Source organism: Microbacterium sp. MYb45 (assembly GCF_002979655.1).
Taxonomy (GTDB): Bacteria; Actinomycetota; Actinomycetes; order Actinomycetales; family Microbacteriaceae; genus Microbacterium.
In genome coordinates, this window is sequence record NZ_PCPG01000001.1 from 1,177,820 (window position 1) to 1,193,687 (window position 15,868).

The 15,868-nt window shown below is 68.0% G+C and carries 14 protein-coding genes; 4 read left to right on the forward strand and 10 right to left on the reverse strand.

Annotated elements, in window-relative coordinates; translation table 11 throughout:
- Nucleotides 1-11: 11 nt before the first annotated feature.
- The 5 genes from CQ034_RS05655 to CQ034_RS05675 form a co-directional block, all read right to left on the reverse strand.
- Nucleotides 12-1,781, reverse strand: coding sequence for a penicillin-binding protein 2 (locus CQ034_RS05655; RefSeq protein WP_105710194.1), 1,770 nt, complete (start codon nucleotides 1,779-1,781; stop codon nucleotides 12-14).
- 25 nt (nucleotides 1,782-1,806) lie between these two features.
- Nucleotides 1,807-2,373, reverse strand: a complete 567-nt coding sequence (locus CQ034_RS05660) for a hypothetical protein (protein WP_105710195.1) — start codon at nucleotides 2,371-2,373, stop codon at nucleotides 1,807-1,809.
- Nucleotides 2,370-3,308, reverse strand: coding sequence for a 16S rRNA (cytosine(1402)-N(4))-methyltransferase RsmH (rsmH, locus tag CQ034_RS05665; protein WP_105710196.1), 939 nt, complete (start codon nucleotides 3,306-3,308; stop codon nucleotides 2,370-2,372). The genes CQ034_RS05660 and rsmH overlap by 4 nt, the downstream gene beginning before the upstream one ends.
- 102 nt (nucleotides 3,309-3,410) lie before the next feature.
- On the reverse strand, nucleotides 3,411-3,842 hold the full coding sequence (gene mraZ / locus CQ034_RS05670) for a division/cell wall cluster transcriptional repressor MraZ (RefSeq protein ID WP_029261553.1): 432 nt from the start codon (nucleotides 3,840-3,842) through the stop codon (nucleotides 3,411-3,413).
- A 243-nt stretch (nucleotides 3,843-4,085) separates the two neighbouring features.
- Nucleotides 4,086-4,460 carry a DUF3040 domain-containing protein gene (locus tag CQ034_RS05675; RefSeq protein ID WP_029261552.1) on the reverse strand — a complete coding sequence of 125 codons (375 nt, stop codon included), beginning with the start codon at nucleotides 4,458-4,460 and terminating at the stop codon, nucleotides 4,086-4,088.
- 97 nt (nucleotides 4,461-4,557) lie between these two features.
- Between CQ034_RS05675 and CQ034_RS05680 the strand changes: the two genes are divergently transcribed.
- Complete coding sequence (locus tag CQ034_RS05680; protein WP_258134076.1) at nucleotides 4,558-5,646, forward strand: polyprenyl synthetase family protein; 1,089 nt, start codon at nucleotides 4,558-4,560, stop codon at nucleotides 5,644-5,646.
- Between the two features lie 13 nt (nucleotides 5,647-5,659).
- Here the strand turns inward: CQ034_RS05680 and CQ034_RS05685 are convergent, their stop codons facing one another.
- Nucleotides 5,660-6,028: an Rv2175c family DNA-binding protein gene (locus CQ034_RS05685; RefSeq protein WP_331280457.1), complete on the reverse strand. Its 369-nt coding sequence runs from the start codon at nucleotides 6,026-6,028 to the stop codon at nucleotides 5,660-5,662.
- Nucleotides 6,029-6,149: 121 nt separating this feature from the next.
- Between CQ034_RS05685 and CQ034_RS05690 the strand changes: the two genes are divergently transcribed.
- Both CQ034_RS05690 and pknB read left to right on the forward strand, forming a co-directional pair.
- Nucleotides 6,150-7,340, forward strand: coding sequence for a LysM peptidoglycan-binding domain-containing protein (locus CQ034_RS05690; protein WP_258134078.1), 1,191 nt, complete (start codon nucleotides 6,150-6,152; stop codon nucleotides 7,338-7,340).
- Between the two features lie 77 nt (nucleotides 7,341-7,417).
- Nucleotides 7,418-9,373 carry a Stk1 family PASTA domain-containing Ser/Thr kinase gene (gene pknB, locus CQ034_RS05695; protein ID WP_105710198.1) on the forward strand — a complete coding sequence of 652 codons (1,956 nt, stop codon included), beginning with the start codon at nucleotides 7,418-7,420 and terminating at the stop codon, nucleotides 9,371-9,373.
- A gap of 59 nt (nucleotides 9,374-9,432) precedes the next feature.
- Here pknB and CQ034_RS05700 read toward each other — a convergent pair whose 3' ends face one another.
- Nucleotides 9,433-10,773, reverse strand: coding sequence for a class II 3-deoxy-7-phosphoheptulonate synthase (locus CQ034_RS05700; protein WP_105710199.1), 1,341 nt, complete (start codon nucleotides 10,771-10,773; stop codon nucleotides 9,433-9,435).
- A gap of 48 nt (nucleotides 10,774-10,821) precedes the next feature.
- Nucleotides 10,822-11,511, reverse strand: a complete 690-nt coding sequence (locus CQ034_RS05705; protein WP_029261546.1) for a 1-acyl-sn-glycerol-3-phosphate acyltransferase — start codon at nucleotides 11,509-11,511, stop codon at nucleotides 10,822-10,824.
- A 150-nt stretch (nucleotides 11,512-11,661) separates the two neighbouring features.
- Here CQ034_RS05705 and CQ034_RS05710 point away from each other — a divergent pair, with 150 nt between their 5' ends.
- Nucleotides 11,662-13,494, forward strand: coding sequence for a long-chain fatty acid--CoA ligase (locus CQ034_RS05710; protein WP_105710200.1), 1,833 nt, complete (start codon nucleotides 11,662-11,664; stop codon nucleotides 13,492-13,494).
- Nucleotides 13,495-13,556: 62 nt separating this feature from the next.
- On the opposite strand, the gene CQ034_RS05715 is transcribed toward CQ034_RS05710, so the two are convergent.
- Together CQ034_RS05715 and CQ034_RS05720 are read right to left on the reverse strand one after the other, a co-directional pair.
- Nucleotides 13,557-14,048 carry a peptide deformylase gene (locus CQ034_RS05715; RefSeq protein WP_105710201.1) on the reverse strand — a complete coding sequence of 164 codons (492 nt, stop codon included), beginning with the start codon at nucleotides 14,046-14,048 and terminating at the stop codon, nucleotides 13,557-13,559.
- A complete protein-coding gene (locus tag CQ034_RS05720; RefSeq protein WP_258134080.1) occupies nucleotides 14,048-15,844 on the reverse strand; it encodes an AAA family ATPase in 1,797 nt (598 codons plus the stop codon). Before CQ034_RS05720 ends, CQ034_RS05715 begins: the two co-directional genes overlap by 1 nt.
- Between the last annotated feature and the right edge of the window lie 24 nt (nucleotides 15,845-15,868).

A 15,868-nucleotide genomic window follows, 5' to 3' on the forward strand; every position in this document is an offset into this window, starting at 1 on the left:
GCTCTCGCCGACTATCCGAACTTGGGAAGGAGCTCGTCCATCGGGACAGAGGACGGCATCACGCGATACGTTTTCATCACCTGCGTCATCGCCTTCTGGAAGGCGGATGCGGTGGCCGCGGACGATACAACCTTAGTCGGCTCATCGAGGGTGACCACGACGACGTACTGGGGATCGTCCACCGGCGCGAAGCCCACCATGCTGGTGTAGTACACGCCGTTCTTGTAGCCGCCGTTGACGGGGTCTGCGACCTGAGCGGTACCGGTCTTGCTGGTCACACGGTAGCCGGGCACCTGGATCCGCTCGGCGTTACCGCCCTGAACGGCCACGTTCTCGAGCATCCGGGTGATCTCGGCCGCGGTCTGCTTCTCGATGATCTGCTCGTGCTTCGGCTTGTCGGGCGCGGCGACGGTGCCGTCCGATTTGGTGCAGGACTCGACCAGCGAGAGATCGATCTTCTCGCCGCCGTTGGCGATCGCCTGGTACGCGCCGGCGAGCTGCGCCGCTGTGACCGTGTAGTACTGGCCGAAGGTCGTCGTGTAGAGCGACTGGCTGTCCCATTCGCTGACCGGGTGCAGTGTTCCCCCGACCTCGGAGGGGAAGTCGATCGTCTTGTCGCCGACCCCGAACCGCTCCAGGTAGTCGTAGCGCACCTCGGGACTCACCTTGGTGCCGAACTTCGACAGCGCCACGTTCGAGGAGTCGATGAGTCCACCGGCGAGGGTGTAGTTGTACGCCGGGTGGTTGAACGCATCGTTGATCACGGCGCCGTTGGGGAATGTCTCCCGCGACGACGCGGTGACCGTGCTCAGGGGCGTCAGCCCTGCGCCTTCGATGACGGCGGCGGCGGTGATGGCTTTGAACGTCGATCCCGGCTCGAAGTCCCGGTGGAAGATCTGGCTGTATCGCGTCTCGGGTGTCGAGGAGTCGAGGTCGTTGGGGTCCAGGGACGGCCACTCCGCCGCCGCACGGATCTTCCCCGTCTTCGCCTCGACGACGGTGACGGTGCCGCCCTTCGCTCCTTGCTTGCGCGCCTCTTCGCCGACCATCTGCTGCAGGTACCACTGCAGATCGCTGTTGATGGTCAACTGCACCGAGCCGCCGTCCACGGCATCCACCGTGCGCTCGCTTCCCGGGATCACGACGCCGTTCGCGCCGCGGCGATAGGACTCCTCGCCGTCGATCGGCGCCAGGCACTCTTCGCCCAGCTGCTCGACACCGGCCTGCGCCGTTCCGGAGCCGTCGAGGAAGCCGAGGATGTTGCCGGCGACCGCGCCGTTCGGGTACACCCGGGTCTCCCGTCCCTCCATGTGGAGGTAGGCGAGCTTCAGGTCACGCAGCTCGATGTACTGCTCGGTGGTGAGGGACTTCTTCAGCGGTGCGTACTGACTCTGCGAATCCTTCGCGAGTGCATCGGCGACGAGCGCGCGGACCTCGTCGCCGGTCTGCCCGGTGATCGCCGCGATCTTCTCGGACGCTTCCGCCCAGGGAACCTTCGGGTCCTTCTCTTCGAACTGGTTGATGACGAGCGGGCTGAGTTGCGCGTCGTACACGAGCACGCTCGAGGCGAGGACCGTTCCACCGGCGTCGACGACCGATCCGCGCTGACCCGGGATCTTGTCGCCCGCGCCGATCTTGGTGAGCGACTGAGCGACGTGCTCGTCGGCGCTCACGACCTGGATGTCGACCAGACGCACCACGAAGGCCGCCAGCACGGACAGGATGACGGCGAGGGCGACGACGGTGCGTCGCCGCGGTCCGCGGGTGGCTCGTGTCGTCATGGGTCTCTCCGTCGATCGTGGGCGTTCAGCGTGTGGTGGGGCTCGGGAGTCCGTCGGTGATCGCCGGCGGCAGATCTTGGGTCGTCGCGTCCGAGGGGCCGTCATCTGTTGCCGTCTTCGTCTCCGTCGGCGCGGGCTTGACGATCAGTGAGTTGCTCACCGCACCCGCTCCGCCCGGGTTCACGGTCGACGTCCAGTCCGCTCCCGCCCCGGTGCCGAACACCGCGCCATCGCTCAGACGCAGGTAAGACGGCGATCCCGCCACCACCATCCCGAGTCCCGCAGCACTGTTGGCGAGCACCTGCGGTGAGCTCAGACCGGTGAGCTCCTCCTGGAGTGCGTGCGTCTGCAGACTCAGCTCACGCTGCTGGGATGAGAGACCGGCGAGCGTGAACGAGTCCTGCGTGATCGCGAGCGACAGCGCGACCTGGGCCGCGCCGATCGCCAGCGCACCGCCCAGGGCGACGAGCGCGTAGGCGAGCTTGGGCTTGCGGCGGACTGCAGGTCGGGTGACCGGCTGCAGTCTCCGTTGGGGCTCTCGCGCCGGGGCGACCGGCTGGACCGGTTTGCGGACGACGGCGTTCAGGCTCATGCGCTCTCCCGCAGCTTCTCGGCGGCGCGGAGCCGCACCGGTATCGCCCGCGGGTTGCGCGCGCGTTCTTCGTCGGAGGCGAGTTCTGCCCCCTTGGTGAGGATGCGGAACTTCGGAGCATGCTCGGGAAGCTCGACGGGGAGCCCTGCCGGAGCGGTCGAGGCTGCGGCGGCGGCGAACGCCTGCTTGACCAGACGGTCCTCGAGCGACTGGTACGACATCACGACGATGCGTCCGCCGACGCCGAGCGCATCCATCGCGGACGGGATGGCATCGGCGAGCACGTTGAGCTCGGTGTTCACCTCGATGCGCAGGGCCTGGAACACACGCTTGGCCGGGTGCCCGGCGCGCTGAGCGGCTGCCGGAGTCGCGGCGATCAGGATCTCGACCAGCTGGCCGGAGCGGGTGATCGGCTGCTTCTGCCGGGCATCGATGATGAAGCGCGCATAACGGCCGGCGAGCTTCTCCTCGCCGTACCGCTCGAAGATGCGACGCAGGTTGCCCTCGTTGTACGTCGCGATGACGTCGGCCGCCGTGACGCCCTTGGTCTGATCCATACGCATGTCGAGCGGAGCATCCTTCGAGTACGCGAATCCTCGCTCGGCCTCATCCAGCTGCAGCGAGGAGACGCCGAGGTCAAACAGGATGCCCGCGGCCCCCTGGGCGTGCAGGCCGATCTCGTCGTACACCGTGTGCACGAGCGTCACGCGGTCTTTGAAGCGCGCGAGCCGCTCCCCGGCGATACGCAGGGCGTCGGTGTCGCGGTCGAGTCCGACGAGGCGGATGTTCGGGAAACGCTCGAGCAACGCCTCCGAGTGGCCGCCCATGCCGAGCGTGGCATCGACGAGCACCGCTCCGTCCGTCTGGAGGGCGGGAGCGAGCAGCTCGACGCAGCGGTCGAGCAGTACGGGGGTGTGAATGTCTCGGAGGTTCATGATCTTTCTCGGGGTGACCTTCGGCTCTGATCCCCCTCCGCTTCTCGACCCGGCACCGGGGAAGTGTGTCGGGGCGGGAGCGGCGGGGCATCACAGCCGTGGTCAGAAGAGTCCCGGAATCACCTCCTGCTCGAGGTCCGAGTAGGTCTCCTCGCCGGCAGCGAGGTAGGTGTTCCAGCTCTCGGCATCCCAGATCTCGGCATGGGCGCCGACTCCGGTGACGATGAGCTCTTTCTGCAGACCTGCGTACTGACGCAGGTGCGCGGGGATGGTGATGCGGTTCTGGCTGTCGGGCATCTCCGCGCTTGCACCGGAGAGGAACAGTCGCATGAAGTCACGCGCCTGCTTGTTGGCGAGCGGGGCCTGACGGATCCGCTCGTGCATCGCCTCGAACTCGGCCGTGCTGAACACGTAGAGGCAGCGTTCCTGGCCTCGGGTGACGACGATGCCGCCGCCGAGGTCTTCGCGGAACTTCGCAGGAAGGATGACCCGTCCCTTGTCGTCCAGCTTGGGTGAGTGCGTACCCAGCAGCATCGGCCACCACCCCCTCTCCGTCCGGCCAACTCGAGGTGCGCCCCACTTTACTCCACTTTCCTCCACTTACCTACGACCAATCCGCAGATATCGCGCCATCGGCCCGAAGGGCACGCCGAAGAACCGCGGAATTCCGCGGTGGAGGAAGGTGGAGGCTCAGTGGAGGAGCCGAGCGGCGCGCGCGTTAACGACAGAAGCCCGGATGCTCAGCATCCGGGCTTCTGTCGTGAAAATCTGTGGGGGTCAGTGACCGTCCTGGCGCCGATCCCAGCGATCGTTCATACGGTCCATGAACGAGGCGGAATCCTGACGCTTCGGGGCGGAACGCTCTCGCGGCTCGGCGGGAGTCGCTCGACGCACGGGTGTGACGGCGACCATGACCCCGGCGAGCATCGCCGCGAATCCGATCACACCGACCACGATGCCCCACACGCCGCCGAGGATGACGCCGGCGACGAGGCCGCCGACTCCGGCGAGCAGGAGAAGAGCCCCGTAGACCAGATTTCGGTAGCTCAGTGCACGGTCGCCGGACGGCGCGGTGACCACGTCGGCATCGTTGTGAAGGAGATGGCGTTCCATCTCGTCGAGCAGACGCTGCTCCTGTTCGGAGAGTGGCATTTCGTCCCCCTCGGGTATCGTGCGTTCCATTCTACGCGCGCCCGGGCGTCCGGGGCTAGCAGTTCGGCGTCCCCTTGCTTTACGTATGCTGGGAGTCGTGCCGACTTCCTCCCCCGTTCCCGGTGCGGTCGCCGCACGCCTCGACCGATTCCTCACTCGGATGCGCGAGGAATCCTCGGAGTACGGCCCGGATGCCGCCTCCTTCTTCGATGCCGCTGCCGGCACGCTCGAAGGAGGGAAGCGGCTGCGCGCCCGGTTCTGCCACGCCGGGTGGCGGGCCGTCAGCCGATTCAGCGATCGCACCGCGACCGAGACGGATGCCCTCTGGGACATCTGCACCGCGTTGGAGATCTTTCAATCGGCCGCGCTCGTCCATGACGATCTGATCGACAACTCGGACACGCGCCGCGGCCGCCCGGCCGCCCACCGCGCCCTCGAGGAGTCGCACCGTTCGGCCGGCTGGTCCGGCGATGCTGAGGCCTTCGGCCGCGCTTCCGCGATCCTCCTCGGTGATCTCCTCGTCGCCTGGAGCGACGACCTGCTCGAGTCCGCCCTCGAGGGGCTCCCGCACGCCGGGGACGTGCGCTCCGAATACGCCAGGATGCGCCGAGACGTGACCACGGGGCAGTTTCTCGACATCGCCGAGGAGTCGGCCTGGAGCGTCAACGACGGTGGACTCCATGCCGAGCGAGCGCTGCGCGTGGCGTCGCTGAAGTCCGCCAGGTACAGCATCGAGCAGCCGCTGGTCCTGGGCGCGGCCCTCGCCGGCGCCGAGCCCGATCAGACGGCGGCGCTGCGTCGCTTCGGCCACCCGATCGGCATGGCCTTCCAACTCCGCGACGACGTGCTCGGGGTCTTCGGAGACGCGTCCGTCACGGGCAAGCCGGCCGGGGATGATCTTCGAGAGGGAAAGCGCACGGTACTCATCGCCCTCACCCGGCAGGCCCTCGACCCGTCGGCGCGGAATCTTCTCGACGAGATGCTCGGCGACCCGGAGCTGACCGCGCAGCAGGTGTCGTTCCTGCAGGCCACCATCACCGACTCCGGTGCACTGGACCGGGTGGAGGCGATGATCGCCGATTATGCGCGCGAAGCGGATCGCGCCCTATCGGGTGCTCGCCTCGACAACGCGGCAGTCGGCGAGCTGCGCGAGCTGGCGCGAGCCGCCACCGTCCGCTCCGCCTGACGCGGAACCCGTCTCAGGCGAGGGTGCGCGCGAGCCGCCGGACCGCGCTCTTGTGCCCGGCCAGCAGCGCGTCGATCGGCGAGCGACCGAGGGTCTCCTCTTCTGTGAGAAGCCAGTCGATGAGCTCATCGTCGGAGAAGCCGGCATCCTGCAGCACGATGATCGTCCCCCGCAGCGAGCTGAGCGGATGCCCGTCGACGATGAACACCGCCGGAACCGCGAAGGTGCCACTGCGACGCGACCCGACCAGATAGTGGTCGTCGATCAGGCGGCGGACACGACCGAGGGGCTCGTCGAGCACCTCGACGAGATCGGGCATGGTCAGCCACTCGACGTCAGCGGCGGCAGGGGTTCCAGCAACGTTCTCAGACACGTTGCCCACTATCTCATCTCTGCACGGGCATCGCATGTCGCCCCTCCAGTCACATCCTTCACTTGCGTCACTTCTGTTGACTTCCGTTTACATCCGTGTCAGCGTGAAGTGCTCGAAAAGGGGGCCCGCCTTGAGAACCAAGACCGCCACGCGTCGGACGCGAAGCCTGCAGTTCGGAGTGCCCGCCGCCGTGCTCGGCGCTCTCGCCGCTACTCTCACCGCCGCGCCGGCCGAAGCCGCCGCGACGACCACCGATCTCGCTCCTGTCGAGCGCCAGCGCAGCACGCCCGTGCGCGTGGTGCCCGCCCAGGCCGCACCGGCGAGCTATGTCGTGCGCCCGGGCGACACGGTCTCGTCCATCGCCTCGAGGTTCGGACTCCGCACCGTCGACGTGCTCACCTGGAATGGTCTCTCCTGGCGCTCGGTGATCTACCCCGGCCAGACTCTGACGCTGCGGACGGCAGCCACGGCGCCCGCCCCTGCTCCTGCTCCCGCTGCTGCGCCCTCCGCCTCGCACAAGGTGGTTGCGGGCGACACCGTGTACGCCATCGCGCAGAAGTACGGAACCACCGTCGATGCGGTCCTGGCCGCGAACGGACTCACGCGCGCATCGGTGATCTACCCCGGTCAGAGCCTGTCGGTGGCCGGATCGGCTGCGCCCGCCGCCGCACCGGCAGCAGCACCGGCGTCCGCGCCCACGCCCGCCGCCACGGCATCGCACACCGTCGTCGCCGGCGACACCGTGTTCGGGATCGCCCAGAAGTACGGCATCACCACGCAGACGGTGTTCGCCCTGAACGGACTGGGCCCGTCCTCGATCATCTACCCCGGGCAGAAGCTCGCGGTTCGTGCGGCACCTGTTGCCGCACCTCCCGCGGCGGCAGCAGCCACGACGGGCGGACAGCGGTCCGCGACCCTCGACAGCGAGCAGGCGGCGAACGCGTCGCTCATCATCCGCGTCGGTCGAGAGCTCGGCGTCCCCGATCGGGCGATCGCCCTCGCACTCGCGACCGGCATGGTGGAATCGGGACTCCGCAACCTCGACTGGGGCGACCGCGATTCGCTCGGCATCTTCCAGCAGCGTCCGAGCACCGGGTGGGGAACCCCCGCGCAGATCATGGACGCCGACCGGAGCACTCGCGTCTTCTACGGCGGCCGGAACGACCCCAACGGACATGTGACGCGCGGCCTGCTCGACGTCGCCGGATGGGAGAGCATGCCGTTCACATCGGCCGCTCAGGCCGTGCAGATCTCCGCCTATCCGGACAAGTACGGGCAGTGGGAGACGCAGGCCTACAGCTGGCTCGCCCTCCACGGCTGACCACTTCCATAAAATCCGCAGGGTCGAGAGGTGAGCCGCTCCCCTGTCTTTCAGGCAGTTCTCAATAGAATTCTGACGTGACGACCAATCAGCAGGCCGACCCCCTCATCGGGCGGCTTGTCGACGGTCGCTACCGCGTCCGCGCTCGGATCGCACGCGGAGGGATGGCGACGGTCTACGTCGCCACCGACCTCCGCCTCGAGCGGCGCATCGCGCTCAAGGTCATGCACGCCCACCTCAGCGACGATTCGGCATTCCAGAGCCGCTTCATCCAGGAGGCCCGCGCAGCCGCCAGGCTGGCGGATCCGCACGTCGTCAACGTCTTCGATCAGGGGCAGGACGGCGAACTCGCCTACCTCGTGATGGAGTATCTGCCCGGCATCACACTGCGCGAGCTGCTGCGTGAGCAGAAACGACTCACCATCCCGCAGACGATCACGATCATGGATGCGATCCTCGCCGGGCTCTCGGCCGCGCATCGCGCCGGAATCGTGCACCGCGACGTCAAGCCGGAGAACGTGCTCCTCGCGGAGGACGGGCGCATCAAGATCGGCGACTTCGGGCTGGCCAGAGCGACCACGGCGAACACGGCGACCGGGCAGCAGCTGCTCGGGACGATCGCCTACCTCGCCCCGGAGCTGGTGACCCGTGGGACCGCGGACGCCCGCAGCGACATCTATGCCCTCGGCATCATGCTGTACGAGATGCTCGTCGGCGAGCAGCCCTACAAGGGCGAGCAGCCCATGCAGATCGCGTTCCAGCACGCCACCGAGTCGGTGCCGCGTCCGAGCGTGCGCAACCCCGCCGTGCCGGAACAGCTCGACGAACTCGTGCTCTGGGCGACGGAGAAGTCTCCCGACGAGCGACCGGACGACGCCCAGCAGATGCTCGAGCGCCTGCGTGCCATCGAGCGCGAACTCGGTGTCACCCCGACCGCAGCGAGAGCGACCGCTCCGCAACACAGCCATGCCGACTCCGGAGACCTCACCAAGGTGATGCCGGGGACGATGGTCATCGCGGATCCGACTGCGCCGGTCCCTGCCGAGATCGACAACGCGACGCTCCTTCGACGCCGAGCGTCGAAGCGCCGGGCCCGCGGAGCGTTCCTCCTGACACTGGTGCTGCTGTTGGCGGTGCTCGCCGGCGGTGTGGGCTGGTGGTTCGGATCCGGCCCCGGCTCACTGATCGCCGTGCCGGGTGTCGCCGGCAAGACGTACGACGAGGCCGCGGCCCTCCTGGTCGACGCCGGGTTCGTCCCGACGCAGAAGGACGAGCCTTCCGTCGATGTCGAGGCCGGTGCGGTGATAGAGACCGACCCCGAAGAAGGTGCCCGCCTCGACAAGGGGACGACCGTCACGGTCGTGGTGTCGTCGGGTCCTGCATCCCACGACATCGCCCCGGTCGCCGGCGTGGCGTCGGACGACGTCCGCGCGGCGCTGCAGGCGGCCAACCTCGAACTCACGGACGACGAGGAATACTTCGGTGACCTCGACGACGGCAAGGTCATCAACGTCCGCATAACACCGCGCGACGGCGGAGACGCATTCGGCTGCGCCGAGGGCTGCACGGTACATGAGACCGACACGGCGACGATCCAGGTGTCGCGCGGCGCGGTCCCCGATGTCAGCGACCTCAGCGTCGCCCAGGCCACGGACGCGCTCACGGGCAAGGGGCTGAAGGTCAACCCGGACAGCCTCTACCAGACCAGCGACGGCATCGGGAAGGACCGGGTCATCGGGATCGCCGACCGGCCGACGGAAGGCGCCTGGCGCCCGGGCGAGACCGTGCAGCTCATCATCTCCGAGGGTCCCCCGCTGTTCGACGTGCCCGATGTGTCCGGAAAGACCCGTGACGAGGCGACGCGCGCGCTGAACGACGCCGGCTTCAAGTGGTCGTACACGAGCGGCACCGGACTCCCGGATTCGGTGTGGGATCTCTTCGCCAACGAGAACACCAAGGTCGAGTCGTACAGCCCGACCGACGCCCAGCGCAAGGGTACGACCATCACCCTCACGATGAGCTTCTCCGGCTGAGGCCGAACAGACGAAGAGGGGGCCGGAATGCGATTCCGGCCCCCTCTTCGTCTACAGCGTCAGCGCTTCTCGAGCTCCTCGGCCACGAGGAACGCCAGCTCCAGCGACTGCATGTGGTTCAGGCGCGGGTCGCACAGGCTCTCGTAGCGGGTCGCCAGCGCGGCCTCGTCGATCTGCTCGGACCCGCCGAGGCACTCGGTGACGTCGTCCCCGGTGAGCTCGACGTGGATCCCGCCCGGGAACGTGCCGACCGCACGGTGCGCCTCGAAGAAGCCGCGCACCTCGTCGACGACGTCGTCGAAGCGACGGGTCTTGTATCCGGTCGGCGTGGTGATGCCGTTGCCGTGCATCGGGTCGGTGACCCACAGCGGCTGCGCCCCGGAGTCACGGACGGCCTCGAGCAGCGGCGGCAGAGCGTCGCGGATCTTGCCCGCACCCATCCGCGTGATGAAGGTGAGCCGACCGGGCTCACGCTCGGGGTCGAGCTTGTCGATCAGGGCGAGCGCGGTCTCGGGCGTCGTCGTCGGTCCGAGCTTCACTCCGATCGGGTTGCGGATCTTGGAGAAGTAGTCGACGTGCGCGCCGTCGAGCTCTCGCGTGCGCTCGCCGATCCAGAGGAAGTGTGCGGAGGTGTTGTACGGGGTGTCGGTGCGCGAGTCGATGCGCGTCATCGGACGCTCGTAGTCCATCAGCAGGCCCTCGTGGCCGGTGAAGAACTCCACTCGCTTGAGCTCATCGAAGTCGGCACCCGCCGCCTCCATGAACTTGATCGCACGGTCGATCTCGGCCGCCATACGCTCGTAACGCTGGTTGGCCGGGTTCTGCGCGAAGCCCTTGTTCCACGAGTGCACCTCGCGGAGGTCGGCGAACCCACCCTGCGTGAACGCACGGATCAGGTTCAGCGTGGATGCCGCCGTGTGGTACCCCTGCAGGAGACGAGCAGGGTCCGCCGTGCGGGATCCCTCGGTGAAGTCGTAGCCGTTCACGATGTCGCCGCGGTACGCGGGCAGGGTGACCTCGCCACGCGTCTCGTTGTTGCTGGAGCGCGGCTTGGCGAACTGACCGGCCATGCGGCCCATCTTGACGATCGGCATCGACGCGCCGTAGGTCAGCACCACGGCCATCTGCAGCACCGTCTTGATGCGATTGCGGATCTGCTCGGCCGTCGCTCCCGCGAAGGTCTCGGCGCAGTCTCCGCCTTGCAGGAGGAACGCCTGCCCGGAGGCGGCGCGCGCGAGGCGCTCGCGGAGGTTGTCGACCTCACCCGCGAACACCAGCGGCGGGAGGCCTGCGATCTGACGGGAGACGTCGGCGACGCGGTCCGCGTCGGGCCACTGCGGCTGCTGCTTGATGGGAAGCGAGCGCCATGCATCAAGGGCTTCGATGTGGTGCGGGAGCATGCGTTCCAGCCTAGTGGTCGCGCGTACCGCCCAGACGCGCGCCGAGGGCTATGTGACGCGGGTCGGGAGGCGGTCTTTGACCGTCGACGCGTAGACGTCCTCGTAGGTCTGCTCGCCGAGGCGCTGCAGGGCCACCATGATCTCGTCGGTGACCGATCGGAGGATGTAGCGGTCGTTCTCCATGCCGGCGTACCGGGAGAAGTCGAGAGGCTCCCCGATCACGATGCCGACGCGCACGATGCGCGGCAGGCGCCGACCGATCGGCATCGCCGTGTCGGTGTCGACCATGATCACAGGGACGACGGGGACTTTCGCCTCCAATGCCATCCGGGCGATACCCGTGCGGCCGCGGTACAGCTTGCCGTCGGGGCTGCGCGTGCCCTCGGGGTAGATGCCGAGCAGGTCGCCACCGCCGAGCACCTGAAGCCCCGTGTTCAGGGAGGCCTCCGAGGCCTTGCCGCCGGACCGGTCGATCGGGATCTGACCGGTGGCCTTCATGAAGAACTTCGTCGCCCAGCCTTTGAGCCCGCGACCGGTGAAGTAGTCGCTCTTCGCGAGGAAGGACATCGACCGGTCGATGACCAGCGGCAGGAAGATGGAATCGGCGAAGGAGAGGTGGTTGCTCGCGAGGATCGCCGCACCGTTCGCGGGCACGTTGTTCCGCCCCACGATCCAGGGGCGGAAGACACCCTTGACCACGGGGCCGATAACGACGTACTTCATCAGCCAGTAGAACATCGAGGTGAAGTCTAGCGCCGCCGCGGCCCGTGCCTCGGAGTTCTCGCGTTCTCGACCTCAGGAGCGACTGAGTCTCACCTCGGACGCGACCCGATTCCATGCCCTACACTCGAAGGACACCCGTGCCCGACCGGTACCGAAGGAGCTGCCGTGGTCCAGTTTGAAGTCCCCGCGATCGTCCCCGCCGATCCCGACGCGAACGTCGCCGACCTGCTGGTGAAGCGCGTCGAAGCCACTCCGGATCGTGCGCTCTTCTCCGTGCCCGACGGCGACGGCTGGCGCGACATCTCCGCAGCCGACTTCCAGACGGCCGTCGTCGCTCTGGCGAAGGGCTTCGCCGCGGCCGGCATCCAGCCCGGCGAGAAGGTCGGCTTCCTCGCACGCACGACGTACGAGTGGACGCTCGTGGATTTCGCGCTCTTCTACGCCGGCGCGGTGATGGTGCCGATCTACGAGACCAGCTCGCCGTCGCAGATCCAGTGGATCCTCGAAGACTCCGGTGCGATCGCTCTGATCGTGGAGACCTCCGAGCACTTCGCACGCGTCGATGAGGTGCGCGGGGACCTGCCGCTGCTCCGCGAGGTCTGGCAGCTGCACCTCGGGGCCATCGACACCCTGACCGCTCAGGGCGCCTCGGTGACCGACGCGGAGATCGAACGACGCCGCACCCTCGCCGTCGGTTCCGACATCGCGACGCTCATCTACACCTCCGGCTCCACCGGACGTCCGAAGGGCTGTGTCCTCACGCACAGCAACTTCGTCGAGCTGTCCCGCAACTCCGCCAAAGCGCTCGACGCCGTCGTGCAGACCCCCGGCGCGTCCACGCTGCTCTTCATCACCACGGCACACGTCTTCGCGCGCTTCATCTCGATCCTCGACATCCACGCCGGGGTGCGCACCGGTCACCAGCCGGATACGCGCCAGCTCCTGCCGGCGCTCGGGTCGTTCAAGCCCACCTTCCTTCTCGCCGTGCCCCGCGTGTTCGAGAAGGTGTACAACTCCGCCGAGCAGAAGGCCGAGGCCGGGGGCAAGGGCAAGATCTTCCGCGCCGCGGCCGACGTCGCCATCGAGCACTCGAAGCTGCTGGAGGCGGGCAAGAAGATCCCGTTCGGGATGAAGCTCAAGTTCGCCCTCTTCAGCAAGCTCGTGTACAGCAAGCTCCGTGAGGCGATGGGCGGCAATGTCGTGTACGCCGTCTCGGGCTCCGCTCCCCTGGGCTCGCGGCTGGGTCACTTCTTCCACAGCCTCGGCGTGGTCATCCTCGAGGGATACGGTCTCACCGAGACGACGGCACCCGCGACGGTGAACCTGGCGGACAAGTCCAAGATCGGGACCGTCGGCCCTGCGCTCCCGGGTGTGGGCGTACGCCTCGCCGACGACGGCGAGATCGAAGTGCGCGGCATCAACGTGTTCAAGGAGTACTGGAACAACCCCGAAGCGACGGCGGAAGCCTTCAGCGAGGGCGGCTGGTTCCACACCGGTGACATCGGCAGCTTCGACTCCGAGGGCTTCCTCACGATCACCGGACGCAAGAAGGAGATCATCGTCACCGCCGGCGGCAAGAACGTCGCTCCCGCAGCACTCGAGGACCCGATCCGCGCCAACCCGATCATCGGACAGGTCGTCGTGGTGGGCGACCAGCGTCCGTTCATCTCGGCGCTCGTCACCCTCGACCCCGAGATGCTCCCGACGTGGCTCGCGAACAACGGCCTCGAGGCGAAGATGTCGCTCGAGGACGCGTCCAAGAACGCCGCTGTCCGCGCCGAGGTGCAGCGAGCGGTGGACATCGCGAACGCCCACGTCTCGCGTGCCGAGTCGATCCGGAAGTTCACGATCCTCGACTCGGAGTGGACGGAGGCTTCCGGTCACCTGACGCCGAAGCTCTCGATCAAGCGCAACGTCATCATGAACGACTTCGCCGACGAGATCGCCGCGATCTACGACGAGCCCGTCGCCACGACCAACGTGGCGATCGGCGGCTGACGCTTCGACGGACGATCTTCACGAAGAAGGGCCCCGCTCACGCGGGGCCCTTCTTCGTATGTTCAGAACCAGGCGCTCTCGCGGACCTCGCGCATGGCGATCTTGCGGGTCTCCGCGTCGAGACGCGTCAGGAAGAGCTTGCCGTCGAGGTGATCGGTCTCGTGCTGCAGCGCCTGGGCGAGCAGCCCCTCGCCCTCGAGCACCACGGTCTCACCGTCGAGGTCGATGCCCTCGACGCGCGCCCACGGGTAGCGCTGGGCATCGTGCCAGAGGCCGGGAACCGAGAGGCATCCCTCCCCCGTCGGCTGCGGCTCACCGCGCACCTCGGTGAGGACGGGGTTGAGCACGTACCCGATGTCGCCGTCGATGTTGTAGCTGAAGGCGCGGAGCGCGACACCGATCTGCGGGGCGGCGACGCCGGCACGTCCGGGGAGTTCGACGGTGTCGACAAGGTCGGCCACGAGCGCCCGCACACCGTCGTCGATCTCGTCGATCGGTGCGCAGACGCTGCGCAGAACCGGGTCGCCGAAGATGCGGATCTCACGAACCGCCATCAGGCAGCCTTCGCCCGCAGGCCCTCGACCAGCAGTGCCGCCAGCTCTCGGGCGGCGATCCGGGTCTCCGGGAGCAGGTTCGCGAACACGATCGTCCCTCCACCCGCGATCTGCGGGTCATAGGGGACACGGACGACGCTGCGGGCACGGGTGGCGAAGTGCGCCTGGAGTTCGTTCAGTCGCACCAACGGGGTTCCCGGCGTCGACTGGTTGAGAACCACGATCGCGTCGCGCGCCTGCTCCGCATAGCCGTTGGTCTCGAGCCAGGTGAGGGTCTCGGAGGCCAGCCGGGCCTCGTCGACGCTGAGTCCGGAGACGATGACGATCTGATCCGCGAGGTCGAGGGTCGCCGACATCACAGAGTGGACGATGCCGGTTCCGGTGTCTGTGAGGACCAGGGAGTAGTAGTGCGCGGCGACACCGGCGACGTCACGGTAGTCGCTGTCGCTGAAGGCCTCGGCGATGCGCGGGTCGGAGTCGGAGGCGAGCACGTCGAGTCGTGTCGCGTCCCTGGCGACGATGGCCGAGATGTCGTGGTATCCCTTGACGTCGTCATGGATGCGGACGAGGTCGCGCACGGACTTGCTGTGGTGCGGACGCACGATGCGCTCCGCGAGCGTGCCCCGATCGGGGTTGGCGTCGACAGCGATCACGCGATCCTCGCGTGCGTCGGCGAGAGCCATGCCGAGCAGCGCGGTGATCGTCGTCTTGCCGACTCCCCCCTTGCGCGAGAGCACCGGGACGAACCGCGCTCCGCCGGCGAGCGGAGCGGCGATCCGCGCCGACAGGGCCTTGCGCTCGCGCGCACGGCGCCCGTCTCCGATGTTGATGCGCCGCCCGGAGACGGCATAGAGGAAGTGGCTCCACGCGCCTTCCGGTTCGGGCTTCGCGAGCCGGTGCGGGTCGAGCAGCCGGTCGGCGGTCAGCAGGTCAGCCGACTCCCTCGAGGCATCGCCCAGGTCGTCCAGACGTTTGGACGTGAGCGTGACGTCGACGCGCGGAGCGGGTCGGACGGGCTGGGAGGCGACGGACTTGTTCTCATCGGGAGTGGACACGGACCTGTTCTCCTTCTCGACGGACGCTCGGGCAGGCACGGACGCGGCGGGCGCCGGTGCGGCATCGGCCTTCGCTCTGGCGAGGAAGCGTTCCGCAGTGGCCGCCTCTTCGGACTGCTCGTCGTCGTCCGGCGTATCGACGAGCGCGGTGGCGTCGGGCTCTTCGATGACCACGGCATCGATGATGTTCTCCGAACGCGGATGGACCAGCGGAGGCGAGGACACCGGGGCCTCGTCGATCGCGGCGGCGTGGACGACCGCCGACTCGACGACCTCGGCCTCGGGCTCGGGCTCGTCGACCGCGGGCTTCTCGACCGCGGTCTCGTCGACCCCTCTCGCCGGACGCCCGAGATCTTCGACCTTCTTCGGAGCCGGGACCGGGGTCGGGATCGGGGTCTTCGCCGCTGCCTTCTGCTTCTTCGGCTTCTTCGCGGGGGCCGCACGCTCGGTCGGAGCGGCGGTCGCCTCCACGGCGGGCTCCCCCGAGGCCAACGGCTTCGCCGCGGACGCGGTCGCCACCGCGGATTGCACGGCAGCGGGAGGGTCGATCACGAGGTCGCCGACCACCTCTCCCTCGACGACCCCGTCGTCGGTGAGGTCGTCATCCTCGTCCTTGGGCAGCGTCACGCTGACCTGCGCGGTCCCGCCGAGGATGCCGATGCCGGCCGTGTCGAGTGACGCGGCTTCATCGAGCACCCCCAGCGGGCTCTCGTCGGGGTCAGTGATGTTCTTCGGTGTCACGATCTCGCTCCCAGCCTGTGCGGG

Bases quoted from the DNA above. Each gene is read 5' to 3' on its own strand.
- CQ034_RS05660 (WP_105710195.1), bottom strand. From the start codon at position 2,373: ATGAGCCTGAACGCCGTCGTCCGCAAACCGGTCCAGCCGGTCGCCCCG.
- CQ034_RS05700 (WP_105710199.1), bottom strand. From the start codon at position 10,773: ATGCTCCCGCACCACATCGAAGCCCTTGATGCATGGCGCTCGCTTCCC.
- mraZ (WP_029261553.1), bottom strand. From the start codon at position 3,842: ATGCTGCTGGGTACGCACTCACCCAAGCTGGACGACAAGGGACGGGTC.
- CQ034_RS05715 (WP_105710201.1), bottom strand. From the start codon at position 14,048: ATGGCGGTTCGTGAGATCCGCATCTTCGGCGACCCGGTTCTGCGCAGC.
- CQ034_RS05705 (WP_029261546.1), bottom strand. From the start codon at position 11,511: ATGTTCTACTGGCTGATGAAGTACGTCGTTATCGGCCCCGTGGTCAAG.
- CQ034_RS05675 (WP_029261552.1), bottom strand. From the start codon at position 4,460: ATGCCACTCTCCGAACAGGAGCAGCGTCTGCTCGACGAGATGGAACGC.
- CQ034_RS05655 (WP_105710194.1), bottom strand. From the start codon at position 1,781: ATGACGACACGAGCCACCCGCGGACCGCGGCGACGCACCGTCGTCGCC.
- rsmH (WP_105710196.1), bottom strand. From the start codon at position 3,308: ATGAACCTCCGAGACATTCACACCCCCGTACTGCTCGACCGCTGCGTC.